Origin of the sequence: Embleya sp. NPDC050493 (genome assembly GCF_044458105.1) — a bacterium.
Lineage (GTDB): Bacteria > Actinomycetota > Actinomycetes > Streptomycetales > Streptomycetaceae > Embleya.
Genome location: NZ_JBITHP010000005.1, coordinates 33,804 through 52,668, shown reverse-complemented (window position 1 = coordinate 52,668; position 18,865 = coordinate 33,804). Strand labels below are relative to the sequence as shown.

General features: G+C 72.2%; 15 protein-coding genes. 5 read left to right on the top strand and 10 right to left on the bottom strand.

Going from position 1 to position 18,865, the window contains the following annotated elements:
- Positions 1-120 precede the first annotated feature (120 nt).
- Both ACIBM5_RS12370 and recQ read left to right on the top strand, forming a co-directional pair.
- Complete coding sequence (locus ACIBM5_RS12370; RefSeq protein ID WP_396006815.1) at positions 121-1,680, top strand: aldehyde dehydrogenase (NADP(+)); 1,560 nt, start codon at positions 121-123, stop codon at positions 1,678-1,680.
- A 560-nt stretch (positions 1,681-2,240) separates the two neighbouring features.
- Positions 2,241-4,328, top strand: coding sequence for a DNA helicase RecQ (gene recQ, locus ACIBM5_RS12365; protein ID WP_396006814.1), 2,088 nt, complete (start codon positions 2,241-2,243; stop codon positions 4,326-4,328).
- Positions 4,329-4,538: 210 nt separating this feature from the next.
- Here recQ and ACIBM5_RS12360 read toward each other — a convergent pair whose 3' ends face one another.
- The 3 genes from ACIBM5_RS12360 to ACIBM5_RS12350 all read right to left on the bottom strand — a co-directional run bounded on the left by ACIBM5_RS12360 (position 4,539) and on the right by ACIBM5_RS12350 (position 6,554).
- Positions 4,539-5,069: a hypothetical protein gene (locus ACIBM5_RS12360; RefSeq protein ID WP_396006813.1), complete on the bottom strand. Its 531-nt coding sequence runs from the start codon at positions 5,067-5,069 to the stop codon at positions 4,539-4,541.
- 151 nt (positions 5,070-5,220) lie between these two features.
- Positions 5,221-5,973: an anti-sigma factor domain-containing protein gene (locus tag ACIBM5_RS12355; protein WP_396006812.1), complete on the bottom strand. Its 753-nt coding sequence runs from the start codon at positions 5,971-5,973 to the stop codon at positions 5,221-5,223.
- Positions 5,970-6,554 (bottom strand): sigma-70 family RNA polymerase sigma factor, encoded by a 585-nt coding sequence (locus ACIBM5_RS12350; RefSeq protein ID WP_396006811.1) that lies wholly within the window; start codon positions 6,552-6,554, stop codon positions 5,970-5,972. Before ACIBM5_RS12350 ends, ACIBM5_RS12355 begins: the two co-directional genes overlap by 4 nt.
- 437 nt (positions 6,555-6,991) lie before the next feature.
- On the opposite strand from ACIBM5_RS12350, the gene ACIBM5_RS12345 reads away from it, so the two are divergent.
- Positions 6,992-8,557, top strand: coding sequence for a molybdopterin-dependent oxidoreductase (locus ACIBM5_RS12345; RefSeq protein ID WP_396006810.1), 1,566 nt, complete (start codon positions 6,992-6,994; stop codon positions 8,555-8,557).
- Positions 8,558-8,613: 56 nt separating this feature from the next.
- Positions 8,614-9,282 (top strand): fasciclin domain-containing protein, encoded by a 669-nt coding sequence (locus ACIBM5_RS12340; protein ID WP_396006809.1) that lies wholly within the window; start codon positions 8,614-8,616, stop codon positions 9,280-9,282.
- A gap of 246 nt (positions 9,283-9,528) precedes the next feature.
- Here the strand turns inward: ACIBM5_RS12340 and ACIBM5_RS12335 are convergent, their stop codons facing one another.
- Positions 9,529-10,227: a hypothetical protein gene (locus tag ACIBM5_RS12335; RefSeq protein ID WP_396006807.1), complete on the bottom strand. Its 699-nt coding sequence runs from the start codon at positions 10,225-10,227 to the stop codon at positions 9,529-9,531.
- Between the two features lie 103 nt (positions 10,228-10,330).
- A complete protein-coding gene (locus tag ACIBM5_RS12330; RefSeq protein WP_396006806.1) occupies positions 10,331-10,975 on the bottom strand; it encodes a Crp/Fnr family transcriptional regulator in 645 nt (214 codons plus the stop codon).
- 326 nt (positions 10,976-11,301) lie between these two features.
- Between ACIBM5_RS12330 and ACIBM5_RS12325 the strand changes: the two genes are divergently transcribed.
- Positions 11,302-11,940: a transcriptional regulator gene (locus tag ACIBM5_RS12325; RefSeq protein WP_396006804.1), complete on the top strand. Its 639-nt coding sequence runs from the start codon at positions 11,302-11,304 to the stop codon at positions 11,938-11,940.
- Positions 11,941-12,095: 155 nt separating this feature from the next.
- Here ACIBM5_RS12325 and ACIBM5_RS12320 read toward each other — a convergent pair whose 3' ends face one another.
- From ACIBM5_RS12320 to ACIBM5_RS12300, 5 genes are all read right to left on the bottom strand, one after another.
- Entirely contained in the window at positions 12,096-13,334 is a 1,239-nt protein-coding gene (locus ACIBM5_RS12320) for a CapA family protein (RefSeq protein WP_396006803.1), read from the bottom strand.
- Positions 13,335-13,629: 295 nt separating this feature from the next.
- Entirely contained in the window at positions 13,630-14,460 is an 831-nt protein-coding gene (locus ACIBM5_RS12315; RefSeq protein ID WP_396006802.1) for a sirohydrochlorin chelatase, read from the bottom strand.
- 101 nt (positions 14,461-14,561) lie between these two features.
- The gene (locus ACIBM5_RS12310; RefSeq protein WP_391581184.1) at positions 14,562-15,119 is read right to left on the bottom strand and encodes a putative glycolipid-binding domain-containing protein; all 558 of its coding nucleotides are present in this window, start codon (positions 15,117-15,119) and stop codon (positions 14,562-14,564) included.
- 87 nt (positions 15,120-15,206) lie between these two features.
- Positions 15,207-16,964, bottom strand: coding sequence for a hypothetical protein (locus ACIBM5_RS12305; RefSeq protein ID WP_396006801.1), 1,758 nt, complete (start codon positions 16,962-16,964; stop codon positions 15,207-15,209).
- A 59-nt stretch (positions 16,965-17,023) separates the two neighbouring features.
- Complete coding sequence (locus ACIBM5_RS12300) at positions 17,024-18,793, bottom strand: hypothetical protein (protein ID WP_396006800.1); 1,770 nt, start codon at positions 18,791-18,793, stop codon at positions 17,024-17,026.
- Positions 18,794-18,865 lie beyond the last annotated feature (72 nt).

Sequence of the window (18,865 nt, the reverse complement as noted above, 5' to 3'; positions counted from 1 at the left end):
CGACTCGACGGCTGTCGAACCACCCACCGGATCATGATTCGATGGTTCCGGATCATCGACCTCGCCCCACCGCGCCTGACCACCCCTCAGGCATCGTTCGTCCGACCCGGAGGAATCGCCGTGACCGAGTCGACCCCGACTCCCACCGCCGAGCCGATCGTCGTGCAGCCGGCCGTCGAACAGTCGCCCGCAGTACCACCGGCCGCCGTACAGGGGCGCAGCCCCCGCACCGGAGCGCCGGTCGGTGATCCCGTGGCCGGCAGCACCGAGGCCGATGTCGATCGCGTCGTCGCCGCCGCCCGGGCCGCCGCGCCGGGGTGGGCCGGGCGTTCCGGTCCCGAGCGGGCCGAGGTGCTGGAGGCCGTCGCCGATGCGCTCGACGCCGCGCGTGCCGAGTTGGTCGCCGTCGCGGACGCGGAGACCGCGCTGGGCGAGGTGCGGCTCACCGGCGAGGTCGCCCGTACGTCCGGCCAACTGCGGATGTTCGCCGGCCTGCTCCGGGACGGCGCACACGTGGGCGCGGTGCTCAGCCCGGCCGATCCGGCGCTCGGCCGGCCCGATGTGCGGCGGATGTTGCACCCGATCGGTGTGGTCGCGGTGTTCGCCGCGAGCAACTTCCCGTTCGCCTTCTCCGTCGCCGGCGGCGACACCGCCTCCGCGTGGGCGGCCGGGTGTCCGGTCGTGGTCAAGGCCCACGAGGCGCATCCGGCAACGTCGCTCGCGGTGACCCGGGTGGTGCGTACCGCGTTGACCGCCGCCGGCGTGTCCGAGGACCTGCTCGGCCTGGTCGTCGGCCGCGCCGCGGGCGGCCCGCTGGTCACCCACCCCGGGATCGCCGCCGTCGGCTTCACCGGCTCGCTCGCGGGCGGGCGGGCCCTGTTCGACCTCGCTGCCGGCCGCCCCGACCCGATCCCGTTCTTCGGCGAACTGGGCAGCGTCAACCCGGTCGTGGTACTGCCCGGCGCGGCGGCCGAACGCGCCGAGGAACTGGCCGCCGGCTACCTCGGCTCACTCACCCTCGGCACCGGCCAGTTCTGTACCAACCCGGGGCTGCTGTTCGTACCGGAGGCCACCGAACTCCTGGACGCCATTGCCACGCACGCCCGCACCGCGACCGGCGGCCCGATGTTGTCCGAACGCATCCGGGACGCGTACGAGGACGGCACGTCGGCGCACGCGGGACGCGAGCTCGCCCGGGGCACCGCCGCCGAGGGGGCCTGGTCGGTGGCACCGGTGGTGTGGCATGTCGATCTCGCCGAATTCGTCGCGCACGCGGCCGAGCTGACCGAGGAGACCTTCGGTCCGGCCGGCCTGGTGGTCACCTACGCCGACGAGGACGCCCTGCTCGCCGCACTCGACCGGCTCCCGGGCAGCCTCACCGGCTCGGTACACACGGTCGAGGCCGACCACCCGCTCGCCGCCCGGGTCGGCGCCGCCCTGCGTCCGCGCGTCGGCCGACTGATCCACAACGGCTGGCCCACCGGCGTCGCGGTGTGCTGGGCGATGCATCACGGCGGCCCGTGGCCCGCCACCACCGCCCCGGGCCACACCTCGGTCGGCGGCACCGCCCTGGAGCGCTGGTTGGTGCCGACCGCGTACCAGGACTGGCCCGACGCGCTGCTCCCCGCGGAACTGCGGGACGCCAACCCGCTGGGCGTCCCGCGCCGCACCCAGCCGTAGGCAACCCGCACCGCGCCCGCACCCGAGCAGGCCCGCACCGCACCCATACCCCGCACCGAGCAAGGCCCCCACCACACGCGCACCCGTCCCGACCGATCCCGCGGCGCGCACACGCCCCGCCGTGAGCAATCCACGCCCACACCCCGAGCCAGGCCCGCACCGCATCCGCACCCACACCCGTCCCGAGCGATCCCACGGCGCGCACACGCCCCGCCGTGAGCAATCCGCGCCCACACCCCACCCCGAGCGGCACCACCGCACCGCACCGCACCGCACCCGCACCCGTCCCACGCAGCCCCGCGCCCCCTCCGTGTCCCACCCCCGACCCAGGACCCCCCGCCCCCTCGACGACCCCACCCGGCCCCGCCCCCATCACACCGCCAAGCACCCGAGACACCACCCAGCCGGCTTCCGGGAGTCCCACAGGGAGCCGCCCGCGCCCGGCCGCGCAGCGTTATGGCCAGGTCCTTCGGGGTTGTCCACAACCGTGCCGCGCACGGTCGCTCCGCGTTGTCCACAGACCGGCTTCGGGTGTCGCCGGCAGCTCTTAGACTGCTCGGATGACAGCGCTCGACGACGGTCCCCAGATCAGCGAAGCGCTGCAGGTTCTGCATCGCGTCTTCGGTTACGACTCGTTTCGCGGGAGCCAGCAGGAGATCATCGACCATGTGATCGAGGGCGGTGACGCACTCGTCCTGATGCCCACCGGCGGCGGCAAGTCGCTCTGCTACCAGATCCCCGCGCTGGTGCGAAAAGGCGTCGGCGTGATCATCTCCCCGCTGATCGCGCTCATGCAGGACCAGGTGGACGCCCTCACCGCGCTGGGCGTGCGCGCCGGGTTCCTCAACTCGACGCAGAACCCCGACGAGCGGCGGATGGTCGAGTCGGAGTTCCTGGCCGGCGAGTTGGATCTGCTCTACCTGGCACCGGAGCGGCTGAAGGTCGACGCGACCCTGCGACTCCTGGACCGGGGCATCGTCTCGCTGTTCGCGATCGACGAGGCACACTGCGTGGCGCAGTGGGGTCACGACTTCCGGCCCGACTACCTCACCCTCTCCCAGTTGCACGAGCGCTGGCCGGACGTGCCGCGCGTCGCGCTCACCGCGACCGCGACCGAGGCCACCCACGCCGAGATCGCCTCCCGGCTGAACCTGCAACAGGCCCGGCACTTCGTGGCCAGCTTCGACCGGCCCAACATCCAGTACCGGATCGTGCACAAGGACAAGCCGCAGAAGCAGCTGCTCGACCTGCTCCGTGCCGAACACGCCGGCGACGCGGGCATCGTCTACTGCCTGTCCCGGGCCTCGGTGGAGAAGACCGCCGCGTTCCTGGTCGACAACGGCATCGACGCGCTGCCGTACCACGCGGGCCTGGACTCGCGCGTGCGTGCCGCCAACCAGTCCCGCTTCCTGCGCGAGGACGGCATGGTGATGGTCGCCACCATCGCGTTCGGGATGGGTATCGACAAGCCCGACGTGCGCTTCGTCGCGCATCTGGACCTGCCCAAGTCGGTCGAGGGCTACTACCAGGAGACCGGCCGCGCCGGGCGCGACGGGTTGCCGTCCACCGCGTGGCTCGCGTACGGGCTCCAGGACGTGGTGCAGCAGCGCAAGATGATCGACGGCTCGGAGGGCGACCAGGCCCACCGCCGCCGACTGGGCACGCACCTCGACGCGATGTTGGCCCTGTGCGAGACGGTCGAGTGTCGACGCGTACGCCTGCTCGCCTACTTCGGCCAGGAGAGCACCGCGTGCGGCAACTGCGACACGTGCCTGTCGCCGCCGGCCTCCTGGGACGGCACGATCGCCGCCCAAAAGGTGTTGTCGACCGTGTGGCGGCTCAAGCACGAGCGGCGCGGGCAGAAGTTCGGCGCGGGCCAGATCGTGGACATCCTGCTGGGCGCCAAGACGGCCAAGGTCATCCAGTTCGACCACGACACGCTCCGCGTGTTCGGGATCGGCACCGAGCTGGGGCGGACCGAATGGATGAGCGTGGTGCGCCAGTTGCTGGCCATGAAGCTGATCGCCGTAGAGCCCTCGTTCAACGCGCTCGTGCTCACCGAGGCGAGCGAGGAGGTGCTCGGCCGACGACGCGAGGTGATGCTGCGCCGTGAGCCGGAGCGTCCGGCGCGCGCGGCCAAGGCCGACCGGGCCGCCAAGGCCGGCAAGGGCAAGGCCGCGCCGATCGAGCTGCCCGCGGCGGCTGCGCCGATCTTCGAGGCGTTGCGCGCGTGGCGCGCGGCGACCGCGAAGGAGCAGGGCGTACCGGCGTACGTGATCTTCCACGACGCGACGCTGCGCGAGATCGCCACCACCGGGCCCGGCACCCTGGCCGAACTCGGCACGATCAGTGGCATCGGCGAGAACAAGCTGGCCAAGTACGGCCAGTCGATCCTCGACACGCTGGCCGGCTCGACGCCCGGCGGCCCCGCCACGCCCGCGCCCGCGCAGGCGCCCGGAGCGACCCGTACCCCGGCGCCGCCCACCTCGGCACCCGCCGCCGAGCTCATCCGCGAGCCGGTGCCCGAACTCATCCGCGAACCCCTGCCGGACTACCAGCCCGATTACCAGAACGACTACGAACCCGACTTCGAACCGGAGCCGGAGTTCTACCCGGAGTTCGAGCCGGACCCGGACTACCGAGGCTGACCGTCGAGCCGCACGGGCCGGGGCACGGGACGCGGGCACAGGCCCGCCCAGGTCCCGGCCCCGGTCCTAGCCCTGCTCCTAGCCCTGCTCCTGGTCCTGGTGCTGGTCCTGATCCCAGTCCCGGTCCTGAACCGGCACGACCACCGAACGCAAAAGTGACCGGCCCCGAGGAGACGATCCCCGGGCCCGGCCACCTGTGCCGCCCGTCGCTCAGCCCTTGTCGGCCGAACCGCCGCCCTGCTCCGTGTCCAACTGGTCCAACTCGGCCAGGAAGCGCTCGATCACATCGCTGTCGGCCACCAGCGGGCCCACCGGCTCGCCGAGCACCTTGCCCGCCAGCTCCGTCGCGATCAGGCCCAGTTCCGCGTGCAACGACGCGCTCGCCAGGGCGAGGTCCGTGTCCAGCCGCTCGTGGCCGGACGTGACGAGCTCGTCCTTGATCCGCTGTCCCTCCGCGCGCGCCTCGGCCATCAGCCGGGCCCCCTCCTCGGCCGCCTGCTGCCGAACCAGCGCGGCTTCCTTGCGCGTCTCGTTCATCTGCGCCCGCAGCTCGGCCAGCGCCGCTTCACTCTCCGCCTGGAGGTCCGTCGCCCGGTCGAAACCGCCTTCGAGCGCGTCGTGCCGCTCGGCGATCGTGCGAGCGATGCGCGGCAACAACACCTTCGCGAACACCGCCAAGACCACCAGGAAGGTGATGAATCCAAAGATCAGTTCGGCGATATCCGGCTTGAGAGGTCCCATGGCTCGAAATCCTCGAACACACGCGAGCACAAATCAAGTTGCGATCACCCTCTGCGGGCACCCGCCGTGACCACCGGACTCCGCTGCGCACCCCTCGACGCCCGCGCGGCCGATCCCGAGACCCGCACGCCCGCCCGGCCTGCCCGACCCTTCACGCCCGCCCGGCCGGGAATTCGAGCAACACGATCGGATCTCCCGTCGGCTGTGCGGAGCCACCCGCCGGCTCCACCGTGAGCCCGACCCCCGATGCCCGGTCGATCGCCGACGCCAGCAACGCCTTACCCGGCCGGATCACCCCGATCGAACGCATGTGGCCGTTGTCGTCGTACCAGCCCTGGTACACCCGTGCGTTCGACAACGACGGCAAACCGGTCGTCAGCAGCACGGTCCGGTCCAGCGCGCGGGACACGATGACCTTCGCCGTTCCGCCCCCGGTCACCGGTGCCGACGCCTGGACCGCGTCCGGCGCGGTGATCACCGCCTCGATCCCGGCGCTGCGCTCGCGCTGTGCATCCACCGCCCGCTCGGCCCTGCGGGCGTCCTGGTACTGGTCGATCGCGACTCCGCCGAGCGCGCCGATCACGGCCAGGCACGCCGCCGCCACGAACACCGTGACCCGCCGGGTCCGGCGCCGCCCGATGCCGACGACCGGCTCCGGGGCGGGCAATTCGGGAGGCAGCTGTCGCACCGTCGAAATGCCGTCGAGTACCCGTCGGCGCAGTTCCGCCGACGGTGTCGCGCCGACCGACGAGGCCAAGCGAGCGGCGGTTTCGCGGAACTCCCGGACCTCCTGCGTGCAGGCCGGACATACCGCCAAGTGGCTCTCGAATTCCCGCTGTTCGTCCTCGTCGAGGGCGTGCACGGAATACGCCCCCGTCAGCGTGTGCAGGTCGGCGAGGGTCATGTGCCCACTCCCAGGCAGTCGCGCAGGCGGATCAGGCCGTCCCGCAGGCGGGTCTTGATCGTGCCCAACGGCACGTCCAGGAGGCCGGCCACCTCACGGTGGGTGCAGCCCCGGTAGTAGGCCAGGGTCACCGACTGGCGCTGCAACTCGGTCAGGGTGCGCAGACAGCGCCTTACCTGCTCGCGTTCGAGCCGGGACTCGACCGCCTCGGTCACCTCGTCGTACTCGGTCGTGTGCTCACGTGCGGCGGTGCGGTGTTCGCGGTCGGTGGCCGCTTGGGCCGAGCGCACCCGGTCGACCGCGCGTCGGTGGGCCATGGTCAGGATCCAGGCCATCGCGCTGCCCTTGTCCGGGCGGAAGCGGGCGGCGGTACGCCACACGTCGAGCAGCACCTCCTGCGCCACCTCCTCGGATTGCGCGGGATCGCGGACCACCCGACGTGCGACGCCGAGCACCGCGCCGATCACCGCGTCGTAGACGAACGCGAACGCCTCCTGGTCCCCCATCGCCACACTCGCGAGCCGATCCTCCAGGGACGGCCCGCGCTCATCCGACGAGGCGATGTGCACGACGGTCCTCACCTGCGCTCACCACGCATCCCGCAAGCACGCACGACCCCGAAAGCGGTACCGATACCGAAAGCGGTACCGAAACCGATACCGCCGCCGACACCGCAGTCCCCGGGCCCGGGGCCATCCGCGAACCCGTACCCGCCTCGTCGGCCGTGTCCGTACCGATCGTCCATGTCCCGCTCCCGCTCCCGCCCGATCCCGCGAAGGTCAGCCGTGGGGGGTGCCCGAGGGCATCCGCACCACCGACTCGTGCGAATCCGGGTCCGTCTTCGTGTTCGGCCGAACCGCCCCACACAGGCGTCCGACCCATATTCGGCGCCGAGCGCGGAACGGATTGGTGGGCACACCGGGCAGGTTCCGATCGCTTCACCGGCAATCGAGTCGGCGCACAACCCGTTCGGGTGAACGAGCAATCCGCACCCCCCGTCGGCTGCGAATGGCCCGACGTGAAAGGAATCGAGACTCGCCGATGGATCCGGGCCGGATCGGCCGCGCTGAGCGGACTGCTGTCCGCCGGCGCGGCACTGGCCGTCGCCGAACTCGGCGCGGCGTTCGTCCGGCCCGAGGCGGGTCCCCTTCCCGCTGTCGGGGGAGCGGTCATCGACCGCACTCCCCCGGCGGTGAAGGACTGGGCCGTCCGGGAGTTCGGCACCGACGACAAGCTGATGCTGCGGGCCGGGATCCTGGTGATCCTCACGCTGATCGCACTGGGCCTGGGCGTGTTGTCGCTGCGGCTGCGGCGCACCGCGACGGCGGGGGTTTGTGCGTTCGGCCTGCTCGGCGCGTTCGTGGCGCAACACCGGGCCGGCGCCGGATTCCCGGACGTCCTGCCGTCGCTGCTCGGCGCCGGCACCGGCGCGGCCGTGTTGTGGTGGCTGACCGGGCCGGTGGTCGCAATGCGCGCGGAGGATCGTGCGTTCGACCGCCGAACCTTCCTGATCGCCGCGGGCGCGGTCGCCGTGGGCTCCGTCGTGACCGGTACCGCCGGTCGCGTCGTCGGCAACGGCAAGCGGGCTTCGATCGCCGCCTTCCGCAACCGGATCAGGTTGCCGGCCCCCGCCGAACCGGCCCCGCCGCTCCCGGCCGGCGTCGACCTGCACCTGCCCGGGCTGTCCTCGTTCACCACGTCCAACGCCGACTTCTACCGGGTGGACACCGCACTCGTGGTGCCACGCATCAAGGTCGAGAACTGGTCGCTGCGCATCCACGGCGAGGGCGTGCGCACGCCGTTGACGTTCTCCTACGACGACCTGCTGCGCCGCCCCCTGATCGAGCGCGACGTCACCCTGACCTGCGTGTCGAACGAGGTCGGCGGCCCCTATACCGGCACCGCGCGGTGGCTGGGCGTACGCCTGGCCGACCTGCTGCGCGAAGCGGGCGTCCGACCGCCGTCCCAAGGTGGGCCCGCCGACCAGCTCGTCTCCCGGTCCACCGACGGAATGACCATCGGCACACCGGTCGAGGTCGCCATGGACGGGCGCGACGCGCTGCTCGCAATCGGCATGAACGGCGAACCGTTGCCGTTCGAACACGGCTATCCGGTCCGGATGGTGGTGCCCGGACTGTACGGCTACGTGTCCGCGTGCAAGTGGCTCACGGACCTCGAACTGACCACGTTCGCCGACTACGACGCCTACTGGGTCAAGCGCACCTGGTCGCAGGAGGCGCCGATCAAGACCCAGTCGCGGATCGACACGCCCAAGCCGTTCGCACGCCTGCGGATCGGCACCCCGGTGCCGATCGCGGGCATCGCATGGGCCCAGCACCGGGGCGTGTCGGGCGTCGAGGTCGCCGTGGACGGCGGCCCGTGGCAACCGGCCCGACAGGCCGACGTGCCGAGCACGGACACCTGGCGCCAGTGGGTGTGGGAGTGGACGCCGACCACCCCCGGCACGCACCGGATCGAGGTCCGCGCCACGGACGCGACCGGCGCGGTCCAAACCGACAAGCGGGTCGGCACGGTGCCCGACGGTGCCACCGGCCGGCACTCGGTGGTGGTCACCGTCACCTGATCCGGCCGTCGATTTCCCGTACCGCCAAACCCTTTTCATCGAAAGGAAGTCTTCACGTGAAGACCGTTCGCCTGCTCCCCCGCCCCATCGCCACCCTGGCCACCGTGGCCGCGCTCGCGATCCCGCTTGCCGCGTGCGGCAGCGACGACAAGGACGACTCGGCCAAGAAGAGCGAGACCGCCGCACCGGCGGCCGCACCTTCCTCGGCCGCCGGTACTGCCGGGCCCGCGCCCGCGGGCTCGACCTCCACGCCGTTCGGCAGCGCGTGTTCCGCTGTGCCCGCCACCGGCGCGGGCAGCTTCGCCGGCATGGCCCAGGACCCGGTCGCCACGGCCGCCTCGCACAACCCGGCGCTGTCCACGCTGGTGACCGCCGCGCAGGCGGCCGGTCTGGTGGACACGCTCAACACCGCGCAGAACATCACCGTGTTCGCGCCGACCAACGACGCGTTCGCGAAGATTCCGAAGGACACGCTGGACAAGCTGCTGGCCGACAAGGCCATGCTGACCAAGGTCCTGACCTACCACGTGGTGGGTCGGCGACTCGCGCCCGCCAAGCTCGACAACGGCTCGTTCGAGACGCTGGAGAAGCAGATGCTCACGACCAGGGGCTCGGGGCAGACGTATACCGTCAACGACGCCTCGAAGGTGGTCTGCGGCAACGTATCCACCAGCAACGCGACCGTATACATCGTCGACACCGTGCTGATGCCCCCGGCTTCCTGAGCAACGGCACGTTTGATCGATCGCCCCGTCGGCACACCCGATCGACCCGCCGTCGCCCCACCCACCGACCGACGGACGGGTCGTGTCCCCGCGCGTGGGGGCACGACCCGTCCGCGGGTGTGCCGAGCGCCGCCGGACCTCTCCCTCCCAGGCCCGCCGGTGCCGGCCGCCGTGCGCCGGTCGAGACCGCCCCCATCGGTCGGCCACCCTCGACCCGGCGCACCGAGTACGTCCCCACCCACCACGTCACCGAGGCCGGCGAACCTCACCGTCGAAGCTGAAGCCCCTGTCCAGCCCCCCGCGCCGGACAGTCGTCTTCCGCACCCGAGGCGCAGTCGCCACATGGTCGGTGCCCGTGGCGGGTGGACGTTGATATCCGGGCACGTACACCCATGCGGTCTCGTCGACCTCCTTGGCCAGCACGTGCACCTCCCCGTACGCCGAACTCTCCAGGCCGCCGCGCTCCGGGGCGACGACCGCCTCGTGCCAGGACCGGGACACGATCAGCGCGAGACACGCGCGCTCGGCCGCCGCCAGCACGTCGCGCAGCGGGTCGGCGTTGACCAGCCGACACGCGGTGTTGATCGCACTGCCCGACCAGCCCCGGGTGTCCTGCACCACGTCGCCCGCGTGCAGCGACACCCGCAGCCGGATCCGTGCCTCGTCGCTCGCGTGCCGATCGTGGTTGCGCAGTCCGGCGTGCAGTCGATCGATGAACAGATCGGTCAGGTCCTCCTTGGGCACGTTCGCCGGGATCAGCAGGATCGCCCCGTCGCCGCGGTCCTCGACCGCACACGCGTCCCAGGCGATGCCCGCCGATTCGAGTGCGGAGTGCAGCAGTTCGTACAACCGCCCGCGCACCCACTCCTGCGTCACGTCCGAACGTCGGCCGAATCGCTCGACGTCGAGCACCAGGATCGACACGTATCGCGACTTGGCTCCCACGAAATCCCCCTACCGCACCGCGCGCTTGCGCGCCCTCGCTCCCCGCCCCTCAAGGAGTACTCCGGCGGCGGCCGGTTGTACGCGTCAGATGACACACAACGCGTTATCCGTCGGCCCATTCCCGCAAAGCCGGCGGATCGGGCACGACGATGCTGCCGCGCCGGGTCTGCACCAACCCCGACTCGTGCAGGACCCGCAACGCGCGGACCACGGATTCCCGGGAGATGCCGATCGCGTCACCGAGTTCCTGCTGCGTGGTGCGGATCACGTACGGCCCCTCGGCACTGCCCAGTGTGCGATCGGCCAACGCCCGGGCCACCCGACGCCCGGTCGCCAGTGCGCCGTACTCGACGCGCCACCGGTCCGACTCGCGGATCCGCGACACCGTGCGGATCAGCACCGCGTACACCAGCGGCGCGTTCGTGTTGAGCAACTCGCGAAAGCGGGACAGCGGGACCAGTACGGCCACCACCGGCCCCAGGGCAACCACGGTCGCGGACCGGCCGCGCCCGTCGATACAGGCCAGTTCGCCGACCAACTCGCCGGGTCCCCGAACCGCGATGGTGACCGCCGAGCCGTCCGAGGTCGCCCGCTCGATCTTGACCTGCCCGTGCTCGATCAACACCACGTGGCGCGGGTGGTCGCCCTCCATGAACAGCGCGTCGCCCCGGTCGTAGCCCAGCCGCCGGCCGGACTTGCGCAGGACGTCCCGAAGTTGCTGGGGCAGCGCCCTGTCGTCCTCGGCCACTCCCGCTCCTCCGTCGCCCGTGCCGCCAGAGCTTAATCAGGCGAATTCCGATTCGGCAGGCGTTCGCGGATCCCGCCGAGGGACCCCGCCCCCGGCCGCGCGACGACCGGCGACCCGAGCGCGTGGCGCTCGACCACCCGCCACCGCCCCAATCACCCCCTCCGACCCATCCGACCCGCCCCCGCAGGCGTGGATCGCCCGCTTCCCGGGGAGACATAGGACTCGCGCACGAAAGCCGGACACGGCGGCGCGGGACGTCCGACGAGCCGGCCACGACACGCGGCCGGCCGCCGGCGCAATCAACACGTCGAACGAACGGTGGCACCATGGACGCACGGATGCTCTACGCCCAGGTCGTGCAGGACCTGACCCCAGGATCGACGAACCGGTTCGTGGACCGTGCCGAGGCCGGCCCGGTGGAACCGGACGCGCTGCGTCGGATCGCCGGGGAGGAATACCGGATCATCCTGAGCGATCGGCGCTCGTTCGCCCTGCTCGCGTCCCGATTCCCGGAGTCGGCCCAGTTGTTCCTGGCGCTGGCCAGTGGTGAGGGCCAGGCGTTGCAGTTGTTGATGCCGTACGCGGAGGCGATCGGGATGAGCGCCGCCGACCTGCTCGGCTACGCCCCGAACGCCGCCGCGCAGGGCTACCCGCATCACCTGGCCTGGCTGGCCCTGTACGGCTCGCGCGCCGAGGTCTCGCTGGCGTTGTTGGCCAACTTCGGCTTCTGGGGCGGGTATTGCGAGCGCTTCGCGCGGGCGCTGCGTACCCACCACGAGTTGACCGAGGACCAGGTCGCGTTCTTCACCTTCTTCGCGTCGTTGCCGCCGGGCTTCGAGGACGCGGCACTGACGCTGTTGCAGACCGGGTTGGACGCGGGCGACGACCAGGAGGGCGCCAAGACCGCCGCCCGCCTGATGCAGAGCTACGAACTGGCTTTCTGGGACGCCCTCCCGACGCCGTGACGGCACGGGACACCCTCCCGGCGCCGGGACCGCACAGCACGCCTCACGAGGCCGGGACCGCCCGGGGCGCCCGCCCGATGCCCTGACCCCCACCCGTCCCACGCGCCCCGCACCCGCACCCGAGCGCCACCCACGCCCCGGCTCCGCGACTCGTCCTACTTCGACTCGGTGAGCCCCGCCCCGGCCGCACCCTCGGAGAGCACCGCATCGACCACCGTCGAGCGCGCGGTCTCCAGCAGCGCCCGGGTGTCGGCGGGGGTGGTCGGGTCGGCCAACGCCTTGTTCACGTCCAGGATCCGAAACGGCGGGCCCGGGTGCGAGTACAGCGGGCGGAACCGCGCGTCGGTCACGCTCCACTTCCCCGCCGCGTCCCGGGAGAACGTGAACAGCCCGGCGGAGCTGTAGTTTCCGCGCGGCTTGTCCGGGAAGTTGGCCAACTCGTCGCCCATGCCGTAGATCACCCAGGTGCCGTTGACCTTCTCGTAGGCCTGCGGCACGTGGTTGTGCGTACCGATGATCAGGTCGACGTCCTTCACGCCGTTGTTCGTCGAGGCGGTCAACTCCTTTGCCAGTGCCCGCTGTTGGGCATCCGGCTCGCGCTGCCACTCGGTGCCCCAGTGCACGCTGAGCAGGACCAGTTCGGCGCCGGCGGCGCGGGCGGCCCGGGCCTGCGCGATCATCCGGTCCTTGTCGATCACGTTGACCGACCACGGCTTGCCCTCCGGCAGCGGGATGCCGTTGGTGTCGTAGGTCCAGGACAGGTGCGCGACCTTGACGCCCTTGACGTCCAGGATCGTCGGCGCCGCCTCCTGCTCGGTGCGTGCGCTGCCCGCATGCCGTACGCCCGCCGCGTCCAGCGTGTCCAGCGTGCGCTGCAGGCCGGTGAAGCCGCCGTCGAGCGTGTGGTTGGACGCGGTCGAGCAGCCGTCGTAGCCGGTGTCCGCGAGCGTACGGGCGATCTGCGGCGGCGCGGCGAAGATCGGGTACCCGGTGAAGGGCCCCTCGGGCGGGGCGTACGGCGTCTCCATGTGGCACAGCGCCAGATCGGCCTTCTGCACCAGCGGCACCACGTCCGCGAAGATCTTGTGGAAGTCGTTTCCCGAACCGCCGGAGCCGCTCGCGCCACCCGGGCCGCCGGCCGCGTCGCGCTCGGACTGGGCGATGATCGTCGGATAGGCGAGCACATCCCCCGTGGTGGTCAGGGTGAGCGTGGTCGGCCGGTTCCCGGACGCCGCGGGGGCGGGTGCGGATGCGGTGGGCACCGAGGCCGCCGAATCCCTGTGCGGGGTGTCCCGGCTCCGATCCGACTCCCAGACCAGGGTGATCAGACCGGCCAGCAGGCCGATCGCCACCAGCGCGATGGCAAAACCGTATTTCTTGCGTGACGTGTCCATGGCCCCGTGTTCCCCCCACTCCGGCACCGCAGCCGAAGAGCCGCCGTTTGGCGGAACTCTCCCAGCGCACCCGGGTTCACGGAATCCCGAATCCGCCCGGCTCGGCACCCGTCGCCAGGCGGCGCCGCCCGATCCGGGGACTCATTCGCGACTCGGCCGCGGCCTGCGCACGGGTCGCCCACGACTCACCCGTCCGGGCGGTCTCGGGCACGTTTCGGCGGCGCATGGCACGGGGGGAACCATGCGCCGCCGGGCCGGGTCCGTGCGGTCGACCGCACCCCGGTGGGGTGTGCGGCTAGCCGCACGCCTCCAGATACTTGTGCAGGATCAGCTTCGCCACCGAGGTGTGCGCGCCGATCGGCTCGGCCGCCGTACAGCCGGCCTGTGCCGCGACCTCCGCGATCCGGCCGGTCTCGACGTCGGGACCGAGCACGTGCGGGGCGAGTGCTATCGAGGCCGCGCCCATCTCGCGCAGCCGCTCGGCCGCGGCGAGCACCGTCTTCGGATCGCCCAGGTCGGCGGTCATCACCGGCAGCGCAAGGCGGGCGGCGAGCAGCACACCGGTCACCTCGGCCGCGGCGACGGCCTCCGGGCCACCGTCGGTGACCAGCACGATCCCCTCGGCGGCGGTCGCGACACTGAACAGGCGCGCCCGGTCGGCGCGGGCCAGGCCGGCCTCGGAGAGCCGCTCGTGCAGCACCTCGGCGAGCAGCGGGTGCGGACCGAGCACGCCGCAGCGCAGGAACTCGCCCTCCGCGCCGGCGAGCACCGCCTCGATCCGGGCCGCGGACTCGGCATGGGGACCGAGCAGAAGCGGGACGACGACCGCCGACGGCGCGCCGCGCATCACTGCGGCGAGGTCGGTCTCGCCCTCCTCCATCACCAGCGGCCTGATGTCCAGGCCGGGCAGATCCGCGCCGGCCAGCAACGCGACCTCGCTCACCAGGGCGAGCAGGTCGGCGTTCGCGGGACCGGGCACGGCAAGAATCAACGGTTTGGCGGCCTCCGGGAGTTCATGGGAATCGGGCCGACGGTGCCGTCCGCCCTGACGGGGTTGCGGCACCCGGGTGGGCAGACCTGGAGTGCGGGCGGGCAGCGGGGACGCTGCGTCCGAGGAGGAGCTCATGGGACCGAATTTTATGGAATCCGGCCAAAGCCTTCACAGCGGGACGACAAGAGCAACAGGACTGTTACGGCCATGATCGGCGGCAGCGTCGGCCGGACGGCTCAGATCCGGGTCGCCAACTGCGGATAGTCCAGCACCAATCCCTCGTGATCCACGAGCAGATCGCTGCGGAAGTCACCGGATTCGTAGCGTACCCGAGCCCCGTCGGGCTCCACCCCCAGGTGCGTGTACGTCTGCCAGGACGGCTCCACCACCAGCTCCGGCACGGCCACGAACGCCATCAGGAAGCGGTGCCGGCCGGCCTCCTCGTGCAGCCCGTGCCGCAGGATCGGCATCGTGTTGGTGAGCGGACACAGGCCCAGGTCGCAGTCGAGTGCGTCGGCCAGATCCGGCCGCGGCACACCGTCCACGGTCCAGCCGTCGGCGGTGCGCCGCAGATCCAGCCGCCTGGTCTCGCCCGCACCCTGCGCGACCACGCGCAACCGTGTGGTCACGTAGTCCTGGGCGGTCTCCAACTCGTAGGTGAGTCGATAGGACCGAGGCGTCGTGCCCAGGGCCTCGCCACGCGCGGAGAGCCGCGACTGCCCCAACTCGACCCACGAGGTCTCCTGCCCGCCGCTCTCGGTCACCTGCCACGTCAGTACGCGCTCATCCGTCACGTGTGCATCGGTACCCCGAATCGGCCCTCCACACCAACGCTTTTCCGGCCGCCACGCGCCCCCGCGCGATCCTCCGGGCCGGCCCGCTCAGCCGGCCGCGGCGGCCGCGGTCACGAACAACTCGGGCAGCGTCCCGACGAACGAGGGGGCCATCCGGGCGGCGATCACCCGCGCCTCCAGGTCCTCTCCCAGGTGTTCGCGGATGTACTCGGACATCCGCAGTCGCTGCTCCGCCGCCGACTGCGGGTCGGGCGCGTACCGCTGGATCCGGTCGTAGAGCTCCAGGGCTTCCCCGGCGGGCGTGGTGCCGGTGAACATCTTCTCCGCCAGCCCCGGGATCCTCCCCCATTCGGCGCGCAGTCGACGCACCTCGCTTGTGTAGACCGGGTCGCGCGGAAACGTTCGATACCACCGGTCGGTCGCGGGCCACTGCCCGCGCAACATCTCGCCGTCCTCGGCCGCCTCGGCGATCGGGGTCGGGCACTGCGGGAACGCGGTCAAAAAGCGTGCGCTCGCCCCGGCCAGCGGCTCCTGCGCGTGTGCGGCCACGAGAGTGTCCCAGCCGGCCCGCGGGTCCCAGGGGGCGGCGATGCGGAAGCCCTGCGGCACGCGGGGGTGTTCGGACCGACGTGCCCGCCGGCCGAGTTCGCGCTCGTACTCGGCCCGCATCCGCGCGTGTCCCGCGTCGCCGGCCGCGAACATCGCGCGCAGCTTGGCCGCCGAGGCATCGCGCAGCGGCAGATCGGCGACCAGGAGTTCCGCCTGCGCCACACCGTGCCGATCCCACAGGGCGAGCAACGCGCCGAGCAGGACCGCCCGATGCAGCGGCACCACGAAGGGCTCGTACTGCTTGCGTTGGTAGGCGTTGTGGAACCGCGGGCGCAGCGCCTCGACGCCGCCGTGCTCCCACGTCTCGACGCACTCGGCGACACTCACGCTCATGTGTCGCACCCGCAGCAGCGCGGCGCGCACCAGCGCCGGATCGCCGGACCACACGGCGGGGCGCCGGTAGCGGGCGTTGTCCGAGCGGATCACCCGCTCGATCGTGGCCGGGTCGAGCGGGACCTCGCCCGCGGCGGCCATGATCCGGTTCCGCTCCCGGTCGCCGGCCCGAGGGTTGGCGTAGACGACCGCGTTCAGCGCCGAGTCGCCCAGGTCGATCAGCGCGTCGTACCCCTCCGGACGCAGGTGCTCGGCCGCGGCCAGCGCCCGGCGCTGCGTCGGTGTCGCGCGGCGCACCGCGTCGGCGACGAGCGGCGCGGGCAGTCGGGCGCCGAAGTGCACCAGGTCGATCACGGTGCGGGGGCGCAGGTGCGGGACGAGGGCGCTCAGGTGCTCCGGGTTTGCCAGCAGGAGCAGTTGCCGCCATTGGGTGGTCACCGTGCGCGGGGGCGTCGGGATCGCCTCGGTGCCGCCCTCGCCGGCGGCGGCCGCCTCGACGAGTTCGGTCACGGTGCCCTGGTGGTCGGGCAGCAGCGTCAGCAGCCGCGACCAGGCGCGCGGGTCGGCGCCGAGCCGCGCGTTCAGCAGCGCGCTCACCTCGGTGATCGGGCGCAGGTAGGAGAAGCCGTCGCTCGCGCCGCAATGCCGGAGGAAGCGCAGGACGGCGACGGCGGGTCCGGCCTCGGCGAGGAGTTCGGTGGTCACCCGGACGTTTCGGGTCCGTGCCGCGATCTTGACCAGGTCGGCGTTGGTGCCGTAGCGGATCGCCGAGGTGATCAGCGCGACCGGGAGGCCGCGTGCCTCGCCCAGGTGCGGTGCGTACGAGCCGCGCACCCGGGCGAACACCTCGCCCTCGGCGTTGTCCAGCGCGGCGAGCAGCGCGAACGCGGAGCGATACTGCATGTCGGGAAGCCCTCTCGGGAGTCGGGCCCGTTCGGGCCGACGGTGGGAAGTGGGGTCGGTCAGCCGCGCACGGCGGCAGCCGCGGTGTCGACCAGTTGGGCCAGGCTGCCCTCGAACTCGGGGAGCAGGCGCAGCGCGACCACGGCGAACGCCACCCGGTCCGCCGGGGTGACCCGGCGTTCGATCAACTCGCGCAATCGGACGCTGAGTTCGTGCGCGGCGCGGCCGTCGGGGGCGATCGTGTCGCGCAGCGCGAGCAGTTCGCAGGCCGAGGCCGCACGCGGGCCGGTCAGCAGTTCGCCGATCGGCGTCCGCCCGGCCGCCACGTCGGCGGCCGTCGCGCGTTCGGATGCGGCGAGTCCGCGGCCCGTCCTGGGGTCGCTCCAACCGATCGGCACGGGCCAACGCCCGCCGGTCGGCACCCACCCGGCTTCGCGCCGCAGTTCGGCCGGGCAGCCGTCCTGCTTGGCCAGCAGCGCCAACGCCGGGTCGGAGAACCGCTTGCGGCGGTGCGCCCGGGTGATCTCGGCCCAGTCCACGGAGGTGGTCTCCAGCATCGGCCAGCCGAACCGCGGCAGGTCGGTTCGCAGGCGCCGAACCAGTCGGCGGGTGCCGCCGGCGGCGTCGATCTCGGCACGCAGTCGAGCAATCCCGGCGGGCGAGGAGAGCAGTTCGCGACAGCGCCGCGCCTCCGACTCGGCCACGGGCACGTCGTCGAGCAGGTCGAGCGCGGCCCGGGGGCCGGCCCGATCGCACAGACGCAACAGGGCGATCATGAACAGCAGGCGATAGCGCGGGGCCCGGAACGGCCGAGGTTCCGAGCCGGCCGGCATCGCCACCTGGTGTCGGGCGTGCGGGCGCAGTCCCTCGATGCCCCTGTCCTGCCAGATCGCCAGGCTCTCGGCGAGCGTGATCGACATCGTGCGCCGCTTGAGCAATGCCGCGCGCACCAGGAGCGGATCGCCGGACCACAGCGCGGGCAGCCGGGTCGGGATCGACCAGTTGTCGCACAGCCGCTCCACCAGGGTCGGGTGCAGCGGCGTCGAGGAGGCCATGATGCGGGCCCGAATCGCCTCGCCGGTATGCGGATTGAGGTAGACCAGCGCGTTCAGGGCGGGGTCGTCGAGGCCGATCAGCGCGGCGCCCACCTCGGGCAGCGCCCGCCTGGCCCGAGCCAGCGAGCGGCACTGCGCGGGCGTCGCCCGGGCGATCGTGTCGGCGAGCACGGCGGGCGGCACCTCGACGCCGAAGCGCACCAGGTCGCGCACGATGTGCGGACGCAGCGCGGGCAACAGCCGCGCGATCGAATCCGCCGGTGCGAGCAGCGCCAACTGCCGGAACTCCGTGCGCAACTCGGCAGGTATCGCAAGGAGTTCGTCGGGGCCGGTCGGCCCCGAGTGGTCGTCTCCCGCGCCCGCGGCCTCGATCGCCGCGTGCAGCGGCCCCTCGTGGGTCGGCAACAACGCGAGCAGTCGGCCCCAGGCCGCGGCCGAGCCGCCGAGGTGACGATCCATCAACTCCCGGACGCCACGCGTCGCCTCGGTGTACGCGCGAGGGTTCTTGGGGCCGAGCGCGCGCAGGGCGCGCAACATCCGCAGTGCGGGCCCGGTGTACAGCTCGGCGATCGCACCGCGCGGCAGGCCCAGGTTGCCCGCGATCGCGAACAGCGCGGCGGCGTCGTCCAGATGGAGCGCGGTGCGCACCACGGCAGGGGGCAGGGTCTCGGTGTCGCGCAGGGCCGCCGGCATCTCGTTCCGGATCCGTGCGAAGATCACTCCGTCGGCATCGTTCATTTCGGCCAGCAGCGCGATCATGGCGGTCTTCGACACTCGTGCACCCTCCGTGGCGTCCTCACCGGGAAGCTACGGGGTCAGGCCGACAACCACTCGGCCGAGGTGCAC

Coding starts and splice junctions, on each gene's coding strand:
- recQ (WP_396006814.1), top strand. CDS start 2,241: ATGACAGCGCTCGACGACGGTCCCCAGATCAGCGAAGCGCTGCAGGTT.
- ACIBM5_RS12360 (WP_396006813.1), bottom strand. CDS start 5,069: ATGGGACCTCTCAAGCCGGATATCGCCGAACTGATCTTTGGATTCATC.
- ACIBM5_RS12355 (WP_396006812.1), bottom strand. CDS start 5,973: ATGACCCTCGCCGACCTGCACACGCTGACGGGGGCGTATTCCGTGCAC.
- ACIBM5_RS12325 (WP_396006804.1), top strand. CDS start 11,302: ATGGACGCACGGATGCTCTACGCCCAGGTCGTGCAGGACCTGACCCCA.
- ACIBM5_RS12320 (WP_396006803.1), bottom strand. CDS start 13,334: ATGGACACGTCACGCAAGAAATACGGTTTTGCCATCGCGCTGGTGGCG.
- ACIBM5_RS12315 (WP_396006802.1), bottom strand. CDS start 14,460: ATGAGCTCCTCCTCGGACGCAGCGTCCCCGCTGCCCGCCCGCACTCCA.
- ACIBM5_RS12305 (WP_396006801.1), bottom strand. CDS start 16,964: ATGCAGTATCGCTCCGCGTTCGCGCTGCTCGCCGCGCTGGACAACGCC.